Origin of the sequence: Pseudothioglobus sp. nBUS_23, assembly GCF_051201565.1 — a bacterium.
Taxonomy (GTDB): Bacteria; Pseudomonadota; Gammaproteobacteria; order PS1; family Pseudothioglobaceae; genus Pseudothioglobus.
Window position 1 is genome coordinate 12,444 of the sequence record NZ_CP179200.1, and the last position, 25,016, is coordinate 37,459.

Consider the following 25,016-nt stretch of genomic DNA (forward strand, 5'->3'; position numbering starts at 1 on the left):
ATGAAAGATTGTAACAGAAATTAGTCGCGACGTCTCCAAACGCCATACTTGACATCTTTCCAGTATTCTTTTTTAAGCATATAAACAAGAATAAATAAGACACCTAAAAACAAGAGAACCCACTTGCCAAGCTGCAAGCGAATGAGCTTTGCTGGTTCGCCGACATAATCTAAGAAGTTTGTAATATCACGAACACTATTGTCGAATTCAGCTTCAGACTGATCTTTTCTGAGGGACCAGAGCGCATCAGGCATTGATGCATTGACTAGAACCTTGTTATTTACGCCGAATATTCTTGATTCGTCTTCATAGAAGCTTCTTAGGTAAGTATAGATCCAGTCTGTTCCTTTTGATCTTGCAACTAGAGAAAGATCTGGAGGCACTCCTCCAAACCACTTCGATGCGGCATTTTCTGGCATTGCAGTAACCATTGGTTCGCCTGGTTTATTGCCTGCAAACATAAGGTTTTGGGCAATCAACTCATCTGACAAGCCCAAATCACTACCTATTCTGTTGTAGCGCATAAAGCTTATTGCGTGACAACCCGAGCAATAATTCATAAAAAGCTTAGCACCGTTTTGAAGAGAGGCTCTATCCATAATGTCTGTATCAGCGTGGTCAAGGTGAACTTTGCTCGCAGCAAACCCATTCAATGATAAAAGCGATAAAGAAAAGACAAGAGCTAGAGTTTTCAAACTTTTCATATATTACTCCGTAACTCTTAATGGCACTTCTTTTGTTTTTCCAATTGAAGTGTACCAAGGCATTAAAATGAAATAGGCAAAATATAGTACTGTTGCAATTCTCCCCAATAAAGCATATGTTGGGGTTACAGGTTTTAGTCCTAACCAGCCAAGCATAACAAAGCTAACAACAAAAATGCCTAGAGCCCACTTATAAATAGGGCTTCTATAGCGTATTGATTTAACTGGGCTTCGATCCAGCCATGGCAATGCAAAAAAGATAAGAATTGCAGCAAACATAGCCAAAACACCTGGAAATTGAGAGCCAAACATTGGTGGTATCGCCCTTAAGACTGAATAAAAAGGAGTTAAGTACCATACAGGGGCAATATGCTCAGGCGTTTTAAGAGGATTTGCTTCGACAAAGTTGGCATGCTCTAAGAAATAACCATTAAGAGCAGGCGCATAGAAAATCACCGCGCACATAATCCATATAAAGCCTACAACAACCATACTGTCTTTGATTGTAAAGTATGGGTGAAAAGGAATACCATCTTTAGGGATGCCATCTTTATCTTTGTTCTCTTTAATTTCAATACCATCAGGGTTGTTAGAGCCAACATGATGAAGTGCAACCAAATGAAGAAAAACTAGAACCACTAAAAGCAATGGTAATACAATTACGTGAAGAGAGAAAAAGCGATTCAGGGTGGCGTCTCCAACAGCATAGTCACCCAGTATCCATACCAATAGGTCTGGCCCAATAACTGGCACAGAGCCAAACAGAGAGATAATTACTTGAGCACCCCAAAAAGACATCTGCCCCCAAGGAAGGACATACCCAAAAAACGCCTCTGCAGCAAGCAAAACGTAAAGAAGCATTCCTAAAATCCATAGAAATTCTCTTGGACCCTTGTAAGAGCCATAAAGAAGAGCCCTAAACATGTGAAGATAAATAATTACAAAAAATGCTGATGCGCCTGTAGAGTGAAGGTAGCGAATTAGCCAGCCCCATTCGATATCTCTCATAATGTATTCTACTGAGGCAAATGCGTTAGCCGCATCTGGCTTGTAGTACATTGTTAAAAATATCCCTGTAATTAGTTGCATACCAAGCATTAGCACGGCAAGCCCACCAAAGAAATACCAAAAATTAAAGTTTCTTGGCGTGTAGTATTCTGCTAAATGTTCGTTCCAAACTTTTGAGAGAGGGAACCTTTGGTCTATCCAGCTTTGATTTTTTTTCATACTGATTAATTATGTATTTTTATGATCAATGCCAACTCGAATAAGTGAATCAGTCACATACTGATATGGCGGTATTTCAAGATTTGTTGGTGCTGGGACCCCCGCATAAACACGACCAGCAAGGTCAAACTTAGAGCCATGACACGGACAGTAGAACCCACCTTTCCAGCTATCACCACCTAGGTCAGAAGCGCCTGGCTCTGGTCTATATGTAGGAGAGCAGCCAAGGTGTGTGCAAACACCAACTATCACAGCAACCTCTTCTTTGTTCTCTATTGAGCGAAAACTTGAAGACACATATTTTGGTTGTTGATTTTTTGAATTTCCGGTTCCACTTGGGTCTGCTAGCTTGCTCATTAATTCTTCCGATGTAAGGGCGTCTAGAGCAGACTTATCTCTTTTAAAAACCCAAACAGGCTTTTTTCGCCACAAAACTCTCACAAGTTGACCTGATTCAAGCTTTGAAATGTCGACATCAACTGGAGCTCCTGCAGCTTTAGTTTTGGCTGATGGTTTCCATGTTGACAGGAAGGGCCAGGCTACGAAGCCAACCCCAACAGCACCAACAACACCAGTTGCTTGTGTCAAAAAGCGTCTCTTTTTTAAATCAATAGTTTGTTCAGACATATAAATTCTAGGCGATGTTAAGTTTTAAAACCGCACTATTATAATGTATAGAGGCAAAATTTAAAAGCAAAAATGATTCAACTTAACTAGTATTTTTTTCATCAACACTGATCGATAACAATTCAATATTTGAGAGCCCATCGATTTTGTTAATGATCGACAAAAGTTTATTTTTTTGCTTCTTTGCTCGAAAAGCAGTTGAGGGGTTTTTTGCTGCAAGAAAGACTTTGTTGTTTTCAATTAAACATAAAGAGAGTCCAGCAAGCTCTCGAGGAAGCTCTTTCTTCAAAAGTTCATTAAAGTGGTTGTGAGACTTAGCCTTTTCAAACAAAAGGCCAAGGCTGCCACCAGGGGTAAAATTTGTCGGGTTTTCTTTAGTTTTATCCTGCATATGTGAGAAAATACCACAGTTTTGTCAACTAATGTTTTGTTCTTCAATGAGTATTATAAATAATGTTTTATCAAAGGTTATTGGCTCTCGCAATGATCGCCTTATCAAAAAATATAGCGGCCAGGTAGCAAAGATCAATGCCCTAGAGTCACAAATGGAGTCTATGAGTGACGATGAGCTTTCTTCAATAACTGCCAGACTCAAGCAAAGAGCAAAAAATAATGAAACTACAGAAGATATTCTTCCTGAGGCTTTTGCAGCGGTTAGAGAGGCTAGTCAAAGAACGCTTGGATTAAGGCATTACGATGTTCAGCTTATTGGCGGAATGGTTCTTCATGAAGGGTGCATCTCTGAAATGGGAACAGGAGAAGGAAAGACTCTGGTTGCTACGCTACCAGCTTATCTTAATGCAATATTTGGCAATAAGGTTCATGTTGTTACAGTTAATGACTATTTGGCGTCGAGGGACGCAGAGTGGATGGGTAAGATTTTTTCTTTCCTGGGCCTCACTGTTGGAACTTCAATATCAGGCATGTCTGGAGAGGAAAAGCAAAAAGCATATTCGTGCGACATCACATACGCCACAAATAATGAGCTTGGTTTTGATTATCTAAGAGATAACATGGCTTTTTCAAGTGATCAAAAAATGCTCCAAGACCTTTCTTTTGCAATTATCGATGAAGTTGATTCAATCTTGATTGATGAGGCCAGAACCCCTTTGGTCATATCAGGACCAAGTGGCGATCATGGCCAAGTTTATAAGGCTATCAACACAATGATTCCAAGGTTTACCCTCCAAATAGAGAGAGGCCAGGGAAAAGAATTAGAAATCATAACACCTGGAGACTATACGGTTGACGAGAAACATAAGCAAGTATTTTTGAGCGATGATGGCCATGTAAAAGCAGAAAACATGCTTATTGAGGCAGGCGCATTGACTGAAGGATCTACTCTATACGATCCAAGCAATATTATTTTGCTGCAGCATCTTATATCTGGGCTAAGGGCGCATGTACTCTTTCAAAAAAACGTACATTACATAGTTAAGAATGATGAAGTAATAATCGTGGACGAGTTTACTGGAAGAACAATGGAAGGTAGAAGGTGGTCAGAAGGTCTTCACCAGGCAATAGAGGCTAAGGAAAATGTCAGCATTAAGCAAGAAAACCAAACCTTAGCATCAATAACATATCAAAATTATTTTAGGCTGTATGGCAAGCTTTCTGGTATGACTGGAACTGCTGAGACAGAAGCTGCTGAACTACAAGATATTTATGGCCTAGAGGTTGTTGTTGTTCCACCTAACACCGCCTCAGCCAGGACAGACTTCTCGGACTTGATTTACGGAACCATGGATGAAAAACTTGATGCAGTGCTTAAAGACATTGTTGAGTGTCAAGAAAGGCTGCAACCAGTTCTTGTTGGAACCAGTAGTATTGAAAGTTCAGAGAGTGTTTCTGACATTCTCAAGAAAAACAAAATTAAGCATGAAGTTCTCAACGCAAAACAACATGAGCGCGAGGCTGAGATAGTTGCAAATGCTGGAGCCCCTGGCGCTGTAACAATTTCGACCAATATGGCTGGTCGTGGAACAGACATTGTTCTTGGAGGGAGGCCGGTAGAAGGCGCTAGTGAGTCAGACAAAAAATCTTGGGCTGAAAATCATGATACCGTAATTAAGGCAGGAGGCCTTCATATTATTGGAACAGAAAGGAATGAATCTCGCCGAGTTGATAATCAACTAAGAGGCCGGGCTGCTAGACAGGGGGATGTTGGATCTACCCGATTCTACTTGTCTTTAGAAGATAGCTTAATGAAAATATTTGCTTCTGAAAAGACAGCAAGCATGATGAAAAAATTAGGTATGAAAGAGGGAGAGGCTTTAGAGCACAGTTGGCTGAATAAAACTATCGCCAATGCGCAGAAAAAAGTCGAGGGGATGCATTATGATGCCCGAAAGCACCTTTTAGAGTATGACGACGTAGCAAACGACCAGCGAAAGGTTGTCTATGAGTTAAGAGACGAGCTAATGGGCAAAGAAGATGTTAAGGATCGTTTTGAAACAATTCGAGATGAGGTTATAAGCGACCTCTTTGCACAACATATCTCGCCAAAAGTACTCGAGGAGGATTGGGACGTTGACGGACTTCAGCGCGCTTTATTAGAGTCATATGGTACTGATATTCCTCTTAAAGGAATGATTGATGAAGGAATGGATGTTGATGAAATTCTTAAAATGATTCAGTCTGGCTTTGCAGCATCTCATGAAGCCAAAGAAAAAAATCTTGGCGCTGATACTATGAGGACATTTGAAAAAGCTGTTATGCTCAGAGCTCTAGACCATCACTGGAAAGAGCACCTAGCCGTAATGGACCAGCTTAGACAAAGCGTAAACCTTCGTGGATATGGCCAAAAGAACCCAGTGCAAGAGTATAAGAGAGAGTCATTTGATATGTTTACGCAGCTTCTTGACACAATTAATATTGAAATTGTGAAGGCACTGAGTAGTGTAAATCTTGAACAAGTTAGCGCGCAACAAAAAGAAATTATTGAGGAGAGGGCGCGGGCAGACAGCCCTGAGCCGCCCCAAAGAAAGGCGTCTCCCTCCAGAAGAGCAACCCCACAAACAGCAAAAAGAAATGTTAAGGTGGGCAGAAATGATCCTTGCCCATGTGGATCGGGTAAAAAATACAAGCAGTGTCATGGGTAATGATTTAACTCTATGCTAGCTAAGCCGCTGATTAAGCAAATTAAACTTGCTAGGCCTGATGACTGGCACCTTCATTTGAGGCAGGGAAAGGCTATGAGATCAGTTGTTGGTATGACAGCTAGACAGATGGGTAGGGCAATTATAATGCCAAACCTCTCCCCTCCAGTTAAAACAGTCAAACAGGCACTAGATTATCGAAAGGAGGTTGTTAGCGCGCTGCCAAAAAGCTCAAACTTTAACCCTCTGATGACTTTGTATCTTACTGATAATACGACTAAACAAGACATCATTAATGCAAGCAATGAAGAGCATGTCTATGCTGTAAAGCTCTACCCTGCTGGGGCAACCACAAACTCAGAGAGCGGGGTGACAAGCTTGCCAAATGTCTATCCAGCTTTAGAACAAATGCAAAAAGAAAGCATCCCTCTTTTAGTTCATGGCGAAGTTACTCATGATGATATAGACATATTTGACAGGGAGGCTGTGTTTATAGAAACAATACTTGAGCCTCTTACTAATAAGTTTCCAGGGCTAAGGGTAGTTTTGGAGCATATTACAACAAAGGACTCGGTTGACTTTGTTACACAGTCTCGGGATACCATAGGTGCGACAATCACTGCCCACCACCTTCTAGCCAATAGAAATCATATGCTTGTTGGTGGAATCAAACCCCACTATTATTGCCTGCCTGTTCTTAAAAGAAAAGTCCCTCATCAAGACGCTTTAATTGCAGCAGCAACCTCTGGAAATCCTAAATTTTTTCTTGGGACAGATTCAGCCCCTCATTATCAAAATGAAAAAGAGTCAGCTTGCGGTTGTGCGGGAGTTTTTAGTGCTCATGCCGCAATCGAGCTCTATGCTGATGCCTTTGAAAAAGCAAACAAGCTTGATATGTTAGAAGGCTTTGCTTCGAACTACGGGGCAGATTTTTATGGTTTGAAGCGAAATACAGAAATAATCACGCTTGAAAAAAGGCCATGGATGGTTCCAAAAAGCTATAGTTTTTCTGACTCTAAAGTTATTCCTTTTTTAGCTGAAGAGCAGCTTTCATGGAGGCTTATGCTCTAGTTTGTGGGGGTTTTAAAGTATCCCTGGCTCTTTTCGACATCCCTTTCTATTTGTTTTTTCAATTCATCAAACGACCCAAACTTGATTTCGTTTCGGCACTTTTGTCTAAAAATAACGTTAACATACTCACCATAGATTTCTTGGTCAAAGTCAAAAATGAAAACCTCTAGAAGTGTTTTTGTGCCGCCAAGTGTAGGACGCCTTCCGACATTACAAACTCCAGCGTAGGTGTCAGAATTATGCACAATATTTACGCTATAAACCCCTAACACCGGGCTAAGCTTTCTTTTTATGCCTATATTTGCTGTAGGAAAGCCTATCGTTCTTCCTATTTGGTCTCCATGTGCTACTTTTCCACTTATTGAAAAAGGTCTTCCCAAAAAGATTTCGGCGCTTTTAAAGTCTCCTTTTGAGAGCATATTCCTTATTTCAGAGCTGCTGACACGAAGGCCTTCTATTGAAACACCTTTAATTTTTTGTAATTCAAAGTTATGCTCTAAAGACATTTGTTTGAGCATAGAGAAGTCACCCTCTCGGCCTTTTCCAAAGCGAAAATCATCACCAACAAGGCAGTATCGCACCCCTGTTTTTTCAACAAGCACTTTATTAACGAAGTCAGCAGCTTTTAGCTCAGAAAAAGACTTATTGAATCTAATTAAAAGGTGCTTATCAACTCCAAGGGATTCAAGCAGTAGGTGCTTATCTCGGAAGTTGTTAATTCTGGCCTTAGGTCTGCCAAAAAAGGTTTCAGGGGTTACTGAAAAGGAAATGACTAGAGAAGGAAGCCCAAGTTCTTCGGCTTTTTTTACAAGTTTTTTTAGTATTTCTTGATGGCCGACATGAATCCCATCAAAATTACCAATAGTTAAAACGCACCCAGACAGGCTTTTTAGATTGTGAAGTCCCCTAATTAATTCCATAAGCGTATTTTACTGTCGATAACATTCTTTATTTATCATTAAAGTGACTGAATTATTTTTTTAACAGGCGCAGGCACTCCCTTTAAAAGAGTGTTTGTTTTAAAGTAATTTTTTTTGCCACCTGGAGAGTTAATTATTATGGGGGTAATCCATAAATTATAATGAGTAAAGGCGTGTTTAAATTTTTCGAGGCGACGAATAACTGTTGCTCTGCTGTTATGTATTTTTATTGTTTTTTCAATCATTGTTTTTGTCTCTTGACACTCTTCAAAACACCAAAGCCCGCCCCAAACCCCTGGACTTGGCCTCTTCATCAAAAAAACATCTTTTTTTTCATTAAGATAAATCAGAAAAACTATTTTTTTTTCAGGCTTTGGGGCTGTTTTTGTTTTTTTCTTCGGGAAAAGCAGTTGCGCATTGTTGATGAATGCTTCACAGCCGGTTGAGATTGGACATTTGTCACAAAAAGGGTTTTTTGGAACACAAACTGTTGCTCCAATGTCCATTATTGCTTGAGTGTACTCTGCATTTTTCTCTGAGGGGGTGTGAAAGTTGGCAAGACTCCAAAGTTTCTTCATCACAGGCGCCTCTGAATAATGGCCATCTAACATGTGATATCTCGTAAGAACTCTTTTAACATTGCCATCAAGTATTGGCGACCTTAGGTTGCTTCCTAAAGACAAGATTGCCCCAGCAGTTGATGGGCCGATTCCAGGCAATGAGATCAACTCAGACTCGTTTTTAGGAAACACCCCTTTATACTTAGCAGATACTATCTTTGCAGTTTTGTGAAGGTTTCGAGCCCGGCTATAATACCCAAGTCCCGCCCAAAGCGCCATTACTTTGTCTTCGCCAGCTGAAGCCAGTGCATGTATATCTGGAAATGCCTTAATGAAGTCATTGAAGTAATCTTTAACGGTGGATACTTGGGTTTGTTGGAGCATCACTTCAGAAAGCCAAACATGATAAATGTTTGGCGGAGAAGACTGCCATGGAAGGTTTTTTCTTCCATGGCTCTTAAACCAAATTAATAGCTCCTTGGCCAGTTCTGTCACTTTTATAAACCAAGTGGGTTTTGTGGGTCTACTGACTCCATAAATGGCAACTTAATTTCTACATTGGTTACTTGATAAAAGCAACCAATCCAGTTGTTGATAACGGCGCTAGCGCTGTCGTGCCATGTGTTGTCTATTGTTTTCATAATAAGCGCCTCTGGAAAGTCTGCGATAGTGGCCGAATTGTTTTCTAATCTTGACCTGTATTCATCTAGAATGGCGCAGTTTTGTGACGATAAATAGTTGGTTGGAAAAGGCGGATAGTCTGGGCGACCTCCCTCCAAATATATAGAGACCTCCCTTTTATATTCTTTCAGAAGACTAATTGAGTCATACTCTGGATGCCCTTGAAAAAAAACAAGCCGAAACTGGTCTTGACTCACAGCTAAATGAACTCCAACCGAGCTGGTAGCTAAAACCTTTGCTCCTGCTTTTTTAAACTGAGCTTCAGAAATTCCATTGAAGCGGGAGTGTGGAATATCAAAACGCGTGTTCACGCCTTTGACCAGCGGGTGAGTTCTATCAACGACCTGATGAGGAAAAACCCCCCAGTGTTTTTTGCCATTTGGGGTGCGTTTTTGTGAGTACATGAACTCTAAAACAGCATGAGTAGCAAGGCAAGAACAAAGCGTTGAGGTAACATTATCGTAGGCCCAGTCAACTACTTGGCGAAGCTCTTTATAAAAAGGCGCTTTCTCAAGGTCTGGATGAGATACATTTGCCCCAGAAATAATTAGAGCATCAAGACCATGGTCCTTTATTTCATCAAAGGTTTTGTAATGCTTGTCAATATGCTCTGAGGCCTTTTTGCCTCGTTTGATGCTAGGAATTGAGAATGGATGAATATAGAGCTGAAGCACTTGGTTAGAGCGACCAATCAACCTAAAGAACTGTCTTTCAGTCGCCTCGAGTGCAGAATCTGGCATCATGTTCAGCAGGCCTATATGAAGAGCTCTAATGGCCTGATGAGAGGCCCTTTCTTCGGAGAGTATTGTTTCCCCTTGCTTTTCAAGGCGTTCAAAGGAAGGCAGATTGGTGTTTGCTATAAGTGGCATGGTTTCAGAGTGCGCTAGAGATTAAATCAATCACATCATTTGCAGAGCTGCAGCTATGGAGGTCGTCGCTTTGAATAGTGCAGCCATACTTGTTTGCAATTTTAGAATATTTTTTAAGCCTGTCTTCAATAAGCTTTGGAAAAACCCAGCTAACGAATGAGTCTGGGCTGATTTCTGCAGCATACTCTAAATTGTTTTCGGTCAGGTAGTTCTTTATTGAGCGCTGAAAAAAAACAGGATTGTAATACATTGGCTTCGGGTTTTCTTTGGCCCGCTCAATAAGCGCATGCTCGTTTTCTTTGCTAGTTTTAATATAGATAATAAGGGTATTAGCAGAGAGCAACTTAAAAAGTTTCGGGTCTTCAAGCTCACAAAGACTTCCGCCAGCATCATTTATAAAGTGGCTAAACCCTTTTGCTTGGGATTTTGCAATAAATTCTGGCACTTCATGCATTGTCTTTTTTTCTGCTTCAAAAAAAAGACTTTGGCGGCGAATAAATTCACTGATAGGAAGTCCGCCTTCTTCGGGGTTGCCAACCTTTCCAAGAAACGCCGATATCGGTTCGAGGTTGTCAAAAGTCACTTGGCTGTTGACACTAATAGATTTGTTCTCTAAAAGCACTTTAAGCCAATTATTGGAGCTCATTTTGTTGGCAATATTGGCAATGATTTCTTCCTTGAGGTGTTTGGCGCCAATTCGATAGTCACCAGAAAAATGGAACCAATCACCCTCTTCGCCTATAAGTTTTGCAAGGTGTGTTTTTCCAACACCAGACATCCCTAAGAGCGTGATGCGTTTATTTTTAGCTTCCAGAAAGTCTTTGGCTAAGGTCATTTTATAAGCCCGTCTTCTTTAAACATGTTTCGGATGCCCCTAATTGCCTGGCGGATCCTATGCTCATTTTCAATTAAACAAATGCGCACATACTCATCCCCATAGTTTCCAAATCCAACACCTGGAGAAACTCCAACCTTGGCACGATTAATCAGCTCTTTGCTGAATTCCAAAGAACCCATGGCTCGATAATACTCAGGTATTTTTGCCCACACAAACATCGTTGCTTTTGGTTTATCAACGCTCCACCCAATGCTTTCAAGTCCCGAGCAAAGGATATCACGCCTAGACTGATACATTTGACATATTTCTTGAACGCAGTTCTGATCTCCCTCAAGAGCTTCAATGGCAGCCACTTGAATTGGAGTAAATATTCCATAATCTAAATATGATTTTATTTTAGTAAGAGCAGAAACTAGGGAGCTATTGCCGACCATAAAGCCAACTCTCCAGCCGGGCATATTGTAGCTTTTTGACATAGAAAAAAACTCGACTGCCACTTCCTTTGCCCCCTCGACCTCGAAAATGCTTGGAGCCTTGTATCCATCAAAAACAATATCAGCATAGGCTAAGTCTTGAATAACCCAAATTTGATGGTCTTTTGCAATTTTGATTACACGTTCAAAAAAATCCAGCTCAACACATTCAGATGTTGGATTTGACGGATAGTTAAGAACTATTGCCTTTGGCTTAGGCCACGTGTCTTGAATGGCTTTTTCTAGCTCAGAAAAAAAATCATGCTCAGGACCGCATGGAACTGACCTAATATCTGCTCCGGCTATAGCAAACCCATAAGGATGGATAGGATAGGCAGGACTTGGAACAAGAACCGTTTCTCCCTTGCTTACGATTGCCTGTGCTAGATTAGCAAGCCCTTCTTTTGAGCCCAAGGTAACAATAGCCTCCGTTTCAGGGTCAAGCTTTACGCCATACCTGTCTTTATACCAATTGGTGATTGCGCGGCGAAGGCGAGGGATGCCTCTTGAAGCAGAGTAGCGGTGAGTATCTGTTCGCCTAGCGACCTCGACCATTTTTTCAACAATATGAGCTGGTGTAGGCTGGTCTGGATTGCCCATTCCAAAGTCAATAATGTCTTCGCCTTTGGCCCGTGCTTTTGCCTTTAGTTCGTTTGTAATTGCAAAAACATAAGTGGGTAGTCGGTCTATTCTTGCAAAATTTTCGTTCATTATTCTAAGTTATTCACACAGATAGCTCAACGTGATATGAGCTAAATTTTCGCAGATTGAGCACACCACTATCAAGCAATAAATATTGGCCTTTAATACCATCTAAAACCCCTGAAACAACTGGTGTCTTGTCAAGGTTTAAGGACACAATTTTTGAAGGATATTTTAACACAGGGTAGTTTATATTTAACGTTTCATCGTCAAGATGTTGAGCTTCTAGCTGTTCTAAAAGTCCAGGTATCTTCATGAGCAGATCATTTCTTATTGCAAGCAAGTCCACTAACTCTACTTCATTTTTTAACATTTTGCGCCAGTTTGTTTTGTCTGCTATAAAGGGCTTTAGAGCAGACTCTATCTTGCCAGAATCAATTCTTGAATTTACCTTTAGAATCGGTAACGCACTAATTGCCCCTTGGTCAATCCATCTTCCAGGCATATTCGATGCTCGAGTTATTCCAACCTTTGGTCCAGACGAGTTTGCCAAATAAACGATATGAGGGGAAAAGCAGTTTGATAGGCCCCACTCGGGTTCACGACAGGTTCCAAGGTGATAATGACATGTTTCAGGTCTCATGATGCACATGTCGCACCTTGCAAGAGATCTGGCGCAAGGAAAGCAGTATCCTTGAGAGAAGCTTTTGCTGGTTCTGTTGCCGCAATTCGAGCAGGCTATATGGCCAGCAAAGGCCAGCTTGATAGGACTCCCTATGAGTGAGTTCATATCAACAGTATCTTCCCCAATGGTTAGAGAATAATTTGCCCTACCCTCAACCAGAGAGGTTTTCATCATATGGATTTGACCGTCTAGTTGCATAGAATTGTTTGAATTTCACTATATTTACTAGCAGCTTTAGCCATAATCTCGTCAGGAATTAATGGAGCAGGAGGAGCCTTATTCCAATCGAGTGTTTCTAGATAGTCTCTAATTATTTGTTTGTCAAAGCTTGTTGGGCTTTGTCCAGGCGAATAATCAGACAAAGACCAAAACCTTGATGAGTCTGGTGTTAACACTTCATCCATCAGGGTAAGCTCATTGTTTGAGTCCAGCCCAAACTCAAATTTTGTGTCAGCAATAATAATGCCTCGATTCGATGCATGCCTAGTTGCATAGCCATAAAGCTCAAGGCTTTTATCTCTAATTTGTTTTGCTAGGTCTGTGCCAACCAAAGACGCGGTTTCGGCAAAAGAAATATTAGCATCATGCTCTCCAGCAGCAGCCTTTGAAGAAGGCGTATAAATAGCACTTGCAAGTTTTTCAGCTAGCTGAAGGCCTGAGGGCAAGTCGACGCCACAAACAGAGCCAAGGTTTAAGTATTCCTTCCAGCCTGAGCCAATAATGTACCCTCGAACAACAGCTTCAATTGGAAGAGGCTTGAGTTTTTTGACTACTATTGCCCGCCCATCAAGTGCTTCTGCTTCTGCTGCAGAAAGAATCTCGGTAAGTGAAAGCTCTGTGAGGTGATTTTGAATGATATGGCTCGTTTTATCAAACCAGAAGTTAGCGATTGAGGTGAGAATTTTTCCTTTATCTGGTATGGGCTGATCAAAGATAACATCAAAAGCAGAAAGTCGATCAGTGGCGACAATTAGCATGTGATGCTCGTCAATATCGTAAATATCTCTTACCTTGCCCTGGTGAATCAGCGAAAGAGACAATGCTTTGTATGGGCTCTCAGCCATGGCTATAAATCAAAGTCTGAAACCCTTATTTTAATCGATTGAGGCTGGCGTTTGTCTAGTTGCTAGTTTGAAAAGCTTATTTAATATTTAATTCAAACAGAATTCTTTTCGCTCGTTTTTGAAAGCCAGACATTTTGCTATTAGGGACAGCAGACCTTTTTTCTAGGCTAATTTTTTCAGCATCTTTGTGAATGCCATTAATCCTTATTTCATAATGAAGGTGAGGCCCCGTAGACATGCCTGTGCTGCCAACATAACCAATTAGTTCACCTTTTTTAACTCGATTTCCTGCTTTAAGGCCTTTTGCAAACCTAGACAGATGAGCATAAACAGTAACTAATTCTGAGCCATGCTTCAAGTAGATTACATTTCCATAGCCTGATAATGTTGCTACATATTTCACCAGGCCTTTTGCTGGCGCATAAACAGGCGTTCCTGTGGGGGCAGCAAAATCAGTTCCACGGTGAGGCCTATAAGTTTTGAGCGTTGGATGCCATCGCCTTTTTGAAAATCCAGAGCTTATTCTGTTATATTTTACTGGCGCAAAAGCAAACGTATCATTAATCGTCAAGCCGTTTGCTGTGTAGTATTTTTTTCTGCCTTGTGTGTCTGTGTGGGAGAAAAGCGCAATCGTTTTCCTGTCACCAATATAAATCATCGCTTCTGGCGTTTTGCCTCCATTCCAAGACAAAACAAACCGGTCTCCTTTTCTCAGATCACGACTAAAGTCAAGCTCCCAAGAAAAATGATCAACCATCATTTTTACAACTTCAGCATCAACTCCCGCTTTTTTTGCATCAAAGTTCAAAGACTTTTGAATGTTAACAATGGTGTAGGCAAGCCCACTATTAGAGCGAGCATCATTTTTTTCGTATGTAAAATTGTTACCATCATAATAGATATTTAGCGGGTTTTCGGTAAGTGGACTAAACACTATTTCTTTGAGCGAGTGATCATCATTTAGGATGATTCTAAACTTATCCCCTGGAAAAATATTGTTTAGTCTTTGAGCCCTCTTATCCGAGCTCATAAGCCTGGTCAACAGCTCTCCAGAAAGGCCTGTACTAAAAAAGAATTTATAGAAAGCATCGCCCCTAGATACTTTGAAGCTAAAGTCGTGTTTGCCACCGGCATATGAGGAGCCGCATAGCAACAGCAACGCCAAAAAAAAGGAAGGTAAAAAAGACTTTTGCATCAGTGTGTGATTTTAGTCGCTAGATTTTACAAACGACTGAGCTATTTTTCGGGAAAGTTGGTCATTTTCCACAACACTCTCTAATGTGTCAAGATTCTGGCAAGAGACCTCTTGAAGGGTTTTCTCTACAATCTCAGGAATGTTTAAAAACCCTATTTTATTTTTTAAGAAAGCATTAACCGCAACCTCATTAGCTGCATTAAGGGTGCCAGGCGCGCTTTTCCCTTGTTCCAAAGCCAAATATGCAAGCTCTAAACACTTGTATTTTTTCAAGTCTGGCTGATGAAACTCCAGCGACTCTTGTTGTGTTAGGTCAAGCGCTTTAACGCCAGATTTGATTCTTCCGGGGTGGGAAAGCGCATAGGCTATTGCGCTTCTCATGTCTGGTAACCCAAGCTGAGAGAGAACACTCCCATCGTCAAAATAAACAAACGAATGCACAATGCTTTGAGGATGAATAACAACTTCAATCTGGCTAGCGCTCAGTCCAAATAGAAAACTTGCCTCAATAATTTCAAGACCCTTGTTCATCATGGTTGCTGAATCAACAGAAATCTTTTTTCCCATCTTCCAGTTAGGATGGTTGCATGCTTGTTCAGGAGTTGCTGACTTTAGATTTTCAAACGAAGTTTTTAAAAATGGTCCGCCTGAAGCAGTAAGCTGTATTTTAGAAAGTCCATCACTGCCTCCTTTTAGGCATTGAAAAATAGCGCTGTGCTCGGAGTCAACAGGGATGATCTCGGCACCTGAATTTTTAACTAAGCCCATAAGAAGATTACCGCCTAGAATTAGAGACTCTTTGTTTGCCAGCATGATTCTTTTTCCAGCCTTAGCCGCCGAAAAAGTAGACGACATGCCCGCCCCTCCAACGATCGCTGCCATTACAAAGTCTGTATTTGGATGTGCCGCTATTTCATCCAAAGAGTCTTCGCCACACAGCACTTGGACTCCGGGCGATACAACCGCTCTGAGTTTTTCTGCCGAGGCCTCATCAGAAAGCACTGCAAAAGAGGGCTGGTAGTCTTTACAAATCTGAATAAGGCTCTTCCAGTCTGAGTTAGCGCTTACAGCAAAAACGCTAAACTGATCTGGATGGCGTGAGACGACATCCAGGGTGTTTAATCCAATAGAGCCAGTTGCGCCAAGAATTGTTATGTTTTTCATAGCACAAAAACAACAAGCAACAAAAACATCGGCGCAGATGCTGTAAGGCTATCAATTCTGTCAAGTAAGCCGCCATGGCCCGGGAGAAGACTGCCACTATCTTTTTGATTGTTCATTCGTTTGAGGGCGCTTTCAAAAAGATCGCCAAGTACTGAGACTAAGGATACGACTAGCGCTAAAAAACAGAACACAAAAAAATCATTTATTTTTGGTCCTTGTACAGCAAAAACTACATACAAAATAGCAACAATTTGTGCAAGCAAAATCCCACCATAAACCCCCTCAAAGGTTTTGTTTGGGCTAACCTCTGGACAGAGTTTTTTTCTACCAAAGTGCCTTCCTGAGAAATAAGCTCCTATGTCGGCCGCCCATATGTAAAACAATAGAAGCAGCATAAGAAACTTCTCTTGTGATTGAAGGATTGCTAAAGATGCCAACATTGGGGCCAAAAGAAAAAGCCCATTAACAAGACTTAAAGCGATGTTGTTGTTGAGCAGAGGAGCGCTTTTTGGGAAGTTTACAACAACAAGCAACGCGCCTAGCCACCAGGCACACACTAGAAATAACGCCGGTTTTAGAATTGATGGGCTAATCGCTAATAGAAAGGCGCCGGACAACACCACAATAATATAAAAAGATTTGTTTGAAAATCCGTTTAGTTTGATAAGCTTACAATACTCCCACGAGGCAATACAAGCCATTAGCCCCATGATTAATGAGAACCATGACGGGCTCAAAAAAAGAACGCCCAGAATAACTGCTGGCACCAATACCAATGCAGTTGCAATTCTTTTAGCAAGCATTGTTATTCTCCATTACGCTCTCCAAATCTTCGCTCTCTACTGTGGAAATTCTTAATAGCCTCATCTAGAGACTTCTCATTAAAGTCCGGCCAAAGGGTTTTGCAAAAATAGAACTCGCTATAGGCAATATCCCAAAGAAGAAAATTGCTGAGCCTGACTTCTCCGCTGGTTCGAATCAAAAGGTCAACGCTAGGCAGCTCTGAAAGTGATGTATATCTCCCAAACAAATCTGTATTGATATTATCTGGAGCAATAAGTCCTTTTGAAACATCTATGGCAATCTTTTTGGCTGATTCTGTAATGTCCCACTGGCCCCCATAGTTTGCAGCAATAACAAGCGTTAAGCCAGTATTTTTTTGAAGGCTGGCCTCAGCTTCATTCGCCAAGCTAATAATTTCCGGAGTAAACGCAGACAAATCACCAATAATCTTAAGCCTAATATTGTTTTCTTTCAGTTTTTTTGTTTCTGTCTTTAAAACAGACAGAAAGAGCTTAAACAAAAGGCCAACCTCTTCGCTTGAGCGCTTCATGTTCTCACTACTAAATGCAAATAAGGTAAGCGAACTAACGCCAAGTTTTGCGCAGTGTTTTACAACTTTCCTTACCGTTTGAACTCCTTTTTGATGCCCTCTAGAGCGAGGAAGGTGTTTTGACTTCGCCCACCTTCCATTTCCATCCATAATGATGGCTATATGTTGAGGGGGAGGCATTCCAGAGATATTGCCGCTGTCATTTTTTGAGCTCATAGAGCGCAATTATACCCACTGGCAGTAAGATTACCCATCCTAAAGCAATTCAATCTGAGCTCTAATAATAAATAGTGATTCTTCCCTGCGGGTTATCAAGGATTTATGCGGTAAAATTGAGTAATGAGCCTAGCTAAAAGAATAATTCCCTGTCTAGATGTTCGAGATGGAAGAGTCGTAAAAGGCGTTAAATTTGTCGACATCAAGGATGCCGGCGATCCTGTTGAGGTTGCCAAGCGATATGACAGAGAGGGAGCAGACGAAATTACTTTTCTTGATATCACGGCCTCTCATGAGGGAAGAGATACAACAGTTGCTATGGTTGAAAAAATTGCTGAGCAGGTGTTTATTCCTCTTACGGTCGGAGGAGGCATACGAAAAGCACAGGATGTGCGTTCAATGCTAAAAGCAGGGGCAGACAAAGTGGCTGTTAATTCAGCAGCTATTTTTAATCCAAGTTTAATTAATGAGCTTTGTAGTATTTTTGGGTCGCAGTGTATCGTCATCGCGATCGATGCTAAAAGAGTTTCAAGCAACCCCTCCCGATGGGAAATCTATACTCATGGAGGGCGAAAGCCAACAGGGATAGATGCGGTAGATTGGGCAGTTAAAATGACTAATGGAGAGTTTGGTGCTGGAGAAGTCCTGCTTACCTCAATGGACAGAGATGGAACAAAAGTTGGCTTTGATCTTGAGCTAACAAAGACTATTTCAGATGCTGTAGATGTTCCAGTTATAGCCTCAGGAGGAGTTGGAAGCCTAGAGCACCTTGTAGAGGGCATTATTGATGGAGGCGCTGATGCTGTTCTAGCTGCAAGCATTTTTCATTTTGCTGAATACACAGTAGAAGAGGCCAAAAAAACAATGCAACAGAAAGGCATAGAAGTAAGGCTTTAGAAATTTGAGTTTTCAATTTCTTAAGCGTATCATTACGCACTTTTAATTCTGGGAAACACATGACGTTTAAAAAAGAATTTTGGACTCTTTTATCGATATTTCTGCTGCCAATTATCCTCGGGACTTTGTTTTTTTATTTGAATCCTGGTTACTTCAGTCAAAACACGGTTAATTATGGTCAGCTGATTAGCCCAGTCATAGTGACTGAAGAGTCTGATATCGAGCTAAATGGAGATGCCACATTAGATGGGATCTGGACTTTTGCCTATGTAACTGAGAGCTGTGACTCTCTTTGCGATAAGGCAGTTGAGGATATTAAAACTATCCGCACACTTATTAACATGGATATGCGTCGAATACAAAGAGCGCTGATAACTAAGGATGGCTCAAGTCCATCTCAAGAAGATGAAGAGCTTATTTTTGCCAGCATAAATAGCGAAGAGCTATCTTCAAAGCTCGCAAGCTTTCCTAAAAACTCGATTTTTTTAATTGATCCAATTGGAAACTTTATGCTCTACTACAATCCAATAGACATTAATGTCAAGTTTGTTCTGAAGGATCTCAAGCGCCTTCTTAAATATTCCAGGATAGGTTAATGAACAGCTATCCATCATTAACAGATCTTTTGGGTCTTTGTAAGCTTAAGGTTGTTTCGCTAATATTATTAACTGCTATAGTTGGAATGCTTTTGGCGGTGCCTTATTTGCCCAATCTGTTTATTGTTTGCCTAGCGTCTATAGGCATTTCATTAGCAGCAATGTCCGCTGCAGTTTTTAATCACGTTGTTGATGAAAAAATTGACATTCAAATGTCTAGAACAGATCGTCGTCCACTGCCACAAGGGAAGGTTACAAGGGGACAGGCCCTAGTTTGGGGCGCCTTTTTAGGCATCGTTGGCATCGCACTTTTGATAGTATTTGTTAATCTTTTGACTGCAATGCTAACCTTAATTTCGTTAATAGGGTATGCGGTTTTTTATACAATGTATTTGAAGAGGGCAACGCCTCAAAATATCGTTATCGGTGGTGCAGCTGGTGCAGCTCCACCAGTTTTAGGCTGGACAGCTGTTGCTGGATCTAATGGCATTGAGTATGCACTCCTGCTTTTTTTGATTGTTTTTATTTGGACGCCACCACATTTTTGGGCTCTGGCGATTCATCGAAGCGAAGAATACAAAAAAGCAGAAATTCCCATGCTGCCAGTGACGCATGGTCTAGAATTTACTAGAGTGCAGATCCTTTTGTATACGGTCCTTTTGTTTCTTGTAACTTTGCTGCCCTTTCTAACAGGAATGAGTGGCTTGATATATTTAATTTGTGCAGTATCTCTTGGCGCTCTTTTTTTAGGCTACTCAGTTAAGATTTTTCGTGAACCTGAGAATCCTAAGATTGCATTTAAGACTTTTAAGTATTCAATTAATTATTTGATGGTTTTATTCGTGGGACTGCTCATAGACCATTACCTGCTAATGAATTTTGGAGTTGCTGCGTAGTCATGAAGTCTTTGCTTCAGGTTTTTAGGGCTGTCGCCTCAGCAATGATTGGAGTTGGAAAAAAAAAGAATCTTGCACAAGACTTTGATGCTACAGAAAAAACAGGCCCATGGCCATACATCATTGTAGGCCTTATAATGACAGTGCTTTTTATTGGTTCTTTAATTCTTGCTGTAAGGCTAGTGCTTTCCTAAAGCCTCTATGATCTTGTCAAGGGCTTTGGCCATAGGCGCAGGCTCGTGTGGATTTGTCAATAGTGCAACGAGCTCCAGTTCTGGATTAAAGAGCAAATAGCTGCTAGTGTGATCAACATCATAATGAGCAACTTTTGTAGAACTTGGTTTCTCGTCTGTTACCATTTTGTGCGAATCATGCGAATCATGCGAATCATGCGAATCATGCGAATCATGCGAATCATGCGAATCATGCGAATCATGCGAATCATGCGAATCATGCGAATCATGCGAATCATGCTCATAATGAACATAACCTAGCTTCATAAGCTCCAAATGCTTTTCATGAGTTTCAACGTTTTGGATATCCCCCGTTGCATTGTTGATCATTTTGTGAATGTTAAAATCATTATCGTGACTTTCGGCATGATTATCGTGAGCATGATTATGATTGCTATGATCCTCTTGAGCTGTCTTTTGAGATTGAACTACTTCGTGATAAACACCAAGAGTTTTGCTAATAGACATTAGCTCATCCTGTTTTGCAGTCAAGCCCTTGAATGATTGATTAAAAGCTTTAGCAAAGTTATCAAGGTTTCCAATGTCTCTATCAGGATCAACAGAGACAAAAACAACTTGAAGTTGGTTGCTATTTTCCATTAACTGAGCGGCTTGATTTATTTTAGAAAGATCAATAGGACAAACATCTGGACACGAAGTGTAGCCAAAATAGAGAAGCGCCCATTTACCATTTACCACATCTGATAAATGAGTTTTATTTGATGCATCGTCGATAAAGTTGAGTTTATCTGAAACTGATTTTGCTTCAGGATATAGAGAAGCAGCAGGAGCGACAGATTTTTTGAGTTCGTCCATATTGGGCTTGCCCCCAAGGAAGAAGAAAGCGGCAGCGCTAATAACAGCTACAAGAATGAGAAGATAAGTTTGAGTAGTTTTTGTCATAACAAGATTAATAAATATGGGAATTAGTTTTTAAGAGCATTTTCTTTTGTAAATATTTTGTGAGCAAGGTTTACAAGACTTAAGAGCAGTGCAAGTCCAACTACGTTATGCATTGTGGCTGCAAACATTGGAAGAGACATCACCACGTTAATAATCCCCAGCGCAACCTGAACTGTTAGAAGTGCAAGAACTATAAGCACACTCTTTCTCAGCGATTTATAATTTTTAAGAGCAAATGAAAAAGCAAGAATAGCTGCGGTTACAACTAGAGCGCCTATACGATGTACCACCTGAATCGCAGTTCTTGTTTGATTTTCAAGCACACCAAATTCATAGTCAATTCCAAGAGGCCCCCAATAGTAGGCGTTTTTAAAGTCCATGTTATCAGGCCACATTTCTCCTAGACAGGTAGGAAAATAGTCTCCACATGATAGGGCGGCATAGTTAGTGCTGGTCCACCCTCCAAGAAAAATTTGAAAAACTAGAAGGACAGTCACAATGGCAAGCATAATTTTGTGCTTCTTCAAAACAGGCTGGTCTAACTCAAGAGGCTTTCTCTCGTTGAGCAGCAGCCAAAATAGAAGAGTTGTTGTCGAAAAGCCCCCTAATAAGTGCATTGTAACTATCCCGGGGTGAACGAGCTCTGTAACTGTCCACATTCCCAAGGCCCCCTGAAAGCCAACCAATAATAATAACGCTGTTGGAAGCTTTACAGAGCGGAGCGTTTCTGGCCTTCTAAAGATCGCCAACAAAAAGATGACAACAATAGACAGGCCTAGAATGGAGGCGGCATATCTGTGAATCATCTCTTTCCAGGCTTTACCAATATCAAGAGGCCTATCATATTCTGAAGATATAACATCAGGCACTAAGAGTTGACCATAGCATCCGGGCCAATCAGGACATCCGAGGCCTGCGTCTGCAAGTCGAGTATAGGCTCCTAGGATGACAACTATTAGGGCCAAAATAAATGAAAGATTAAGAGCTTTAGAGTACATGTAAATCCTATTATTTGAGGCATGCTATTTTAAGGAATTAAATAGCTGCTTGAAAAAAAATACAAAACTTTAAAAAATGCATGCTTTATTTGGGTCTTAAAACTAATTTTTCAATATCTATTGCTCTTTTTTTTTCTAATTATTTTAATCGTGAAAAAAGTTCAACCAATATTGAGAATAAATAGCAATAAATACTTGGTAAAACGGGCAGAAACAGGTATCATTTGGTTGCTTTTTTTGATTGCGCTTGTAATTAATATAAAGGCACCTATATACATGACAATTATGAACACTTATAATAACCACAATTTTACAGTGGTTATTATACAAAAACGATTAAGATTTAATTCGGAGAATCTATGAAATTATTGTTGACTTTTACTGGCGCTATTGCAGCATTGATTGGCTCTAAGTCTGCTTTCGCAGAGTACACACTCAATATGACAAAGGGGATTACTGACATCAGTCAAGATATCTATTGGCTTCATATGATGGCGTTTTGGGTTTGTGTTGCAATCGGTGTTGTGGTTTTCGGCGCAATGTTTTATTCAATCATTGCTCACAGAAAATCTAAGGGCGTAAAAGCAGCAAATTTTCATGAAAGCACAACAGTAGAATTTATTTGGACTGGAATTCCAATCTTGATCCTTATTGCTATGGCAATACCTGCCTCAAAAACCTTGGTTGATATTGAGGTTTTAGATAAGGCAGACATGACCCTAAAGGTCACAGGCATTCAATGGAAGTGGCAATACGATTATCCTGAAGAGGGTATAACCTTCGTTTCAAATCTTTCCCAATCATCAAGAGATGTTATTAGCGCGTCTCCTGAGGAGCGTGCAGCAGTTAATAGCGACGACACATACTTGCTGTCAGTTGATAACAGGGTAGTGCTTCCAGTCGATACTACAATTAGATTTTTAATCACTTCTAATGACGTAATCCATAATTGGTGGGTGCCAGCTTTTGGTGTGAAACAAGATGCTAACCCTGGTTTTATTAATGATGCTTGGGCAAGGCCCAATGAAATTGGAACTTACAGAGGGCAGTGCGCTGAGCTTTGTGGAAAAGACCATGGCTTTATGCCAATAGTGGTCGATGTTGTCTCAAAAGAAGATTACGCAGCCTGGGTTGAGAGCAAACAGGCAGAAAAAGTTGCTGAACTAGCTAGCGCTACAAAAGAATGGACAGAGGCTGATCTGGTTGCCAGGGGCGAGGAAGTATACAACGCCAACTGTTCTGGCTGTCACCAGAAGGATGGCTCGGGCATTCCGGGAGTATTCCCAGCAATGATAGGGTCAGAAGTAACAAACGGACCTGCAGATTATCAGATAGGCATGGTTTTAAATGGCTTAAGGGGTATGCCAGCATTTAAGATGCTTAGTGACACAGATATTGCATCGGTAATTACCTACGAAAGAAGATCCTTTGGCAACAATGGGTCAGTTGTTCAACCATCAGATGTTACATCTGCACGTTAATTTAAGGAGAAATACATGAGCTCAACTACAGCGGCAGCAGCACACGACGATCACCATCATGGCCCTGAAAAAGGCCTACTAAGATGGGTTAAGACAACTAACCATAAGGATATTGGAACGCTCTATCTATGGTTTTCTTTTGCAATGCTTTTGGTTGGAGGTGCGTTTGCTATGGGCATTCGTTCTGAGCTATTACAGCCTGGACTGCAATTGTTTGAGCCACAGTTCTACAATCAGCTGACAACGATGCATGGCCTTATTATGGTTTTTGGAGCGATTATGCCCGCCTTTGTGGGCTTGGCTAACTGGCTTATTCCTATGATGGTTGGCGCCCCTGATATGGCACTTCCAAGAATGAATAACTGGAGCTTTTGGATTCTGCCTTTCGCTGGAACGATTCTGCTTAGCACATTTTTTATGGAAGGCGGCGCACCTGCGTTTGGGTGGACTTTTTATGCTCCGCTTTCAACAACATTTGCACCAGACTCAACAGACTTCTTTATTTTTGCAATTCACTTGCTAGGGTTCTCTTCAATCATGGGAGCAATCAATATTATTGCAACAGTTCTTAATATGAAGGCGCCTGAAATGAGGCTGATGGACATGCCTCTTTTTGTTTGGACTTGGTTAATTACTTCGTTCTTGTTAATTGGAGCAATGCCTGTATTGGCTGGAGCTGTAACCATGATGCTAACAGATCGTAACTTTGGAACTGCGTTCTTTGATGCAACTGGCGGTGGAGATCCAGTAATGTTTCAGCATATCTTCTGGTTCTTTGGACACCCAGAGGTATATATTATGATTTTGCCAGCTTTTGGTATTATCTCTCATATTATTCCTACCTTTGCTAGAAAGCCACTATTTGGCTATTCTTCAATGGTTTATGCGACGGCATCAATTGCATTCTTATCATATATCGTATGGGCTCACCATATGTTCCTGACAGGAATGCCGGTTGCAGGAGAGCTTTACTTTATGTATGCAACAATGCTGATTGCTGTGCCAACTGGGGTGAAAGTATTCAACTGGGTTGCAACGATGTGGAAGGGCTCAATGACATTTGAAACCCCAATGCTCTGGGCGCTTTCTTTTGTGTTCTTGTTTACCATTGGCGGCTTCTCTGGCTTAATGCTTGGAATAGCTCCTGCAGATATTCAGTATCACGACACTTACTTTGTTGTTGCTCACTTCCACTATGTTCTTGTAACTGGTGCGTTATGGGGAATTATTGCAGCAGTTTTCTATTGGCTGCCAAAGTGGACAGGAAAAATGTACAACGAAAGACTAGCAAAAATCCATTTTTGGATTGCAACGATCTCAGTTAATGTAACGTTTTTCCCGCAACACTTTATAGGGCTGGCGGGTATGCCTCGTCGTATTCCAGACTATGCATTGCAATTTGCTGATTTTAACTATATTTCATCAATTGGCTCATTCGCTTTTGGCCTTTCATTTATTTTGTTTACCTATATTCTTGTTGACTGTATTCGAAATGGTAAGCCTGCAGAGGCAAGGCCTTGGGGCAGCGCAAAGGGGCTAGAGTGGACTTTGGCGGCGCCGGTCGCTTATCATACGTTTGATGAGCCACCGACAAGAGCCGAAATTTTGGCTGAGTCTCAGCACAGCTAATGGCAGATAAAGGGAA

25 protein-coding genes are annotated in these 25,016 nt (G+C 41.0%); 8 read left to right on the forward strand and 17 right to left on the reverse strand.

Annotated features, from left to right (window positions below):
- Positions 1-20 precede the first annotated feature (20 nt).
- The 4 genes from ACMAZA_RS00055 to ACMAZA_RS00070 form a co-directional block, all read right to left on the reverse strand.
- A complete protein-coding gene (locus ACMAZA_RS00055; protein WP_435188940.1) occupies positions 21-704 on the reverse strand; it encodes a cytochrome c1 in 684 nt (227 codons plus the stop codon).
- Positions 705-707: 3 nt separating this feature from the next.
- Entirely contained in the window at positions 708-1,937 is a 1,230-nt protein-coding gene (locus tag ACMAZA_RS00060; RefSeq protein WP_435190505.1) for a cytochrome b, read from the reverse strand.
- Between the two features lie 3 nt (positions 1,938-1,940).
- Positions 1,941-2,558, reverse strand: a complete 618-nt coding sequence (gene petA, locus ACMAZA_RS00065) for a ubiquinol-cytochrome c reductase iron-sulfur subunit (protein WP_435188942.1) — start codon at positions 2,556-2,558, stop codon at positions 1,941-1,943.
- Positions 2,559-2,640: 82 nt separating this feature from the next.
- Entirely contained in the window at positions 2,641-2,949 is a 309-nt protein-coding gene (locus ACMAZA_RS00070; protein WP_435188944.1) for a hypothetical protein, read from the reverse strand.
- Positions 2,950-2,980: 31 nt separating this feature from the next.
- Between ACMAZA_RS00070 and secA the strand changes: the two genes are divergently transcribed.
- Together secA and pyrC are read left to right on the forward strand one after the other, a co-directional pair.
- Complete coding sequence (gene secA, locus ACMAZA_RS00075) at positions 2,981-5,659, forward strand: preprotein translocase subunit SecA (RefSeq protein WP_435188946.1); 2,679 nt, start codon at positions 2,981-2,983, stop codon at positions 5,657-5,659.
- A 12-nt stretch (positions 5,660-5,671) separates the two neighbouring features.
- Positions 5,672-6,727, forward strand: coding sequence for a dihydroorotase (gene pyrC / locus ACMAZA_RS00080; RefSeq protein WP_435188948.1), 1,056 nt, complete (start codon positions 5,672-5,674; stop codon positions 6,725-6,727).
- Here pyrC and ribF read toward each other — a convergent pair.
- The 11 genes from ribF to uppS all read right to left on the reverse strand — a co-directional run bounded on the left by ribF (position 6,724) and on the right by uppS (position 17,367).
- The gene (gene ribF, locus ACMAZA_RS00085) at positions 6,724-7,647 is read right to left on the reverse strand and encodes a bifunctional riboflavin kinase/FAD synthetase (RefSeq protein WP_435188950.1); all 924 of its coding nucleotides are present in this window, start codon (positions 7,645-7,647) and stop codon (positions 6,724-6,726) included. The two genes, pyrC and ribF, sit on opposite strands and share 4 nt — an antisense overlap.
- Before the next feature lie 38 nt (positions 7,648-7,685).
- The gene (mutY, locus tag ACMAZA_RS00090; RefSeq protein ID WP_435188952.1) at positions 7,686-8,702 is read right to left on the reverse strand and encodes an A/G-specific adenine glycosylase; all 1,017 of its coding nucleotides are present in this window, start codon (positions 8,700-8,702) and stop codon (positions 7,686-7,688) included.
- Between the two features lie 2 nt (positions 8,703-8,704).
- Positions 8,705-9,757 (reverse strand): homoserine O-succinyltransferase MetA, encoded by a 1,053-nt coding sequence (gene metA, locus ACMAZA_RS00095; RefSeq protein WP_435188954.1) that lies wholly within the window; start codon positions 9,755-9,757, stop codon positions 8,705-8,707.
- Positions 9,758-9,761: 4 nt separating this feature from the next.
- On the reverse strand, positions 9,762-10,592 hold the full coding sequence (locus ACMAZA_RS00100; RefSeq protein ID WP_435188956.1) for an ATPase: 831 nt from the start codon (positions 10,590-10,592) through the stop codon (positions 9,762-9,764).
- Positions 10,589-11,779 carry an alanine transaminase gene (gene alaC, locus ACMAZA_RS00105; protein ID WP_435188957.1) on the reverse strand — a complete coding sequence of 397 codons (1,191 nt, stop codon included), beginning with the start codon at positions 11,777-11,779 and terminating at the stop codon, positions 10,589-10,591. Before alaC ends, ACMAZA_RS00100 begins: the two co-directional genes overlap by 4 nt.
- 13 nt (positions 11,780-11,792) lie before the next feature.
- A complete protein-coding gene (locus tag ACMAZA_RS00110; protein ID WP_435188959.1) occupies positions 11,793-12,593 on the reverse strand; it encodes a DUF2797 domain-containing protein in 801 nt (266 codons plus the stop codon).
- Positions 12,584-13,459, reverse strand: a complete 876-nt coding sequence (locus tag ACMAZA_RS00115) for a phosphoribosylaminoimidazolesuccinocarboxamide synthase (protein ID WP_435188960.1) — start codon at positions 13,457-13,459, stop codon at positions 12,584-12,586. The genes ACMAZA_RS00110 and ACMAZA_RS00115 overlap by 10 nt, the downstream gene beginning before the upstream one ends.
- A 76-nt stretch (positions 13,460-13,535) precedes the next feature.
- Entirely contained in the window at positions 13,536-14,654 is a 1,119-nt protein-coding gene (locus tag ACMAZA_RS00120; RefSeq protein ID WP_435188962.1) for a peptidoglycan DD-metalloendopeptidase family protein, read from the reverse strand.
- A 12-nt stretch (positions 14,655-14,666) separates the two neighbouring features.
- Positions 14,667-15,818 carry a 1-deoxy-D-xylulose-5-phosphate reductoisomerase gene (locus ACMAZA_RS00125; protein WP_435188964.1) on the reverse strand — a complete coding sequence of 384 codons (1,152 nt, stop codon included), beginning with the start codon at positions 15,816-15,818 and terminating at the stop codon, positions 14,667-14,669.
- Positions 15,815-16,621, reverse strand: coding sequence for a phosphatidate cytidylyltransferase (locus tag ACMAZA_RS00130; protein WP_435188966.1), 807 nt, complete (start codon positions 16,619-16,621; stop codon positions 15,815-15,817). The genes ACMAZA_RS00125 and ACMAZA_RS00130 overlap by 4 nt, the downstream gene beginning before the upstream one ends.
- A 2-nt stretch (positions 16,622-16,623) precedes the next feature.
- Positions 16,624-17,367, reverse strand: a complete 744-nt coding sequence (gene uppS / locus ACMAZA_RS00135) for a polyprenyl diphosphate synthase (protein WP_435188968.1) — start codon at positions 17,365-17,367, stop codon at positions 16,624-16,626.
- Positions 17,368-17,490: 123 nt separating this feature from the next.
- Between uppS and hisF the strand changes: the two genes are divergently transcribed.
- From hisF to ACMAZA_RS00155, 4 genes are read left to right on the forward strand one after another with little or no spacing between them, the layout of a single operon-like run.
- A complete protein-coding gene (gene hisF / locus ACMAZA_RS00140) occupies positions 17,491-18,264 on the forward strand; it encodes an imidazole glycerol phosphate synthase subunit HisF (protein ID WP_435188970.1) in 774 nt (257 codons plus the stop codon).
- Between the two features lie 59 nt (positions 18,265-18,323).
- Positions 18,324-18,860 carry a hypothetical protein gene (locus ACMAZA_RS00145; protein WP_435188971.1) on the forward strand — a complete coding sequence of 179 codons (537 nt, stop codon included), beginning with the start codon at positions 18,324-18,326 and terminating at the stop codon, positions 18,858-18,860.
- Entirely contained in the window at positions 18,860-19,756 is an 897-nt protein-coding gene (gene cyoE / locus ACMAZA_RS00150; RefSeq protein ID WP_435188972.1) for a heme o synthase, read from the forward strand. Before ACMAZA_RS00145 ends, cyoE begins: the two co-directional genes overlap by 1 nt.
- 2 nt (positions 19,757-19,758) lie before the next feature.
- Positions 19,759-19,950, forward strand: a complete 192-nt coding sequence (locus ACMAZA_RS00155) for a DUF2970 domain-containing protein (RefSeq protein WP_435188974.1) — start codon at positions 19,759-19,761, stop codon at positions 19,948-19,950.
- Here the strand turns inward: ACMAZA_RS00155 and ACMAZA_RS00160 are convergent.
- Positions 19,936-20,892, reverse strand: a complete 957-nt coding sequence (locus ACMAZA_RS00160; RefSeq protein ID WP_435188976.1) for an SCO family protein — start codon at positions 20,890-20,892, stop codon at positions 19,936-19,938. The two genes, ACMAZA_RS00155 and ACMAZA_RS00160, sit on opposite strands and share 15 nt — an antisense overlap.
- Before the next feature lie 23 nt (positions 20,893-20,915).
- Complete coding sequence (locus ACMAZA_RS00165) at positions 20,916-21,890, reverse strand: COX15/CtaA family protein (protein ID WP_435188978.1); 975 nt, start codon at positions 21,888-21,890, stop codon at positions 20,916-20,918.
- Between the two features lie 359 nt (positions 21,891-22,249).
- Between ACMAZA_RS00165 and coxB the strand changes: the two genes are divergently transcribed.
- Positions 22,250-23,371: a cytochrome c oxidase subunit II gene (gene coxB / locus ACMAZA_RS00170; RefSeq protein ID WP_435188980.1), complete on the forward strand. Its 1,122-nt coding sequence runs from the start codon at positions 22,250-22,252 to the stop codon at positions 23,369-23,371.
- 15 nt (positions 23,372-23,386) lie between these two features.
- The gene (ctaD, locus tag ACMAZA_RS00175) at positions 23,387-25,000 is read left to right on the forward strand and encodes a cytochrome c oxidase subunit I (protein WP_435188982.1); all 1,614 of its coding nucleotides are present in this window, start codon (positions 23,387-23,389) and stop codon (positions 24,998-25,000) included.
- Positions 25,001-25,016 lie beyond the last annotated feature (16 nt).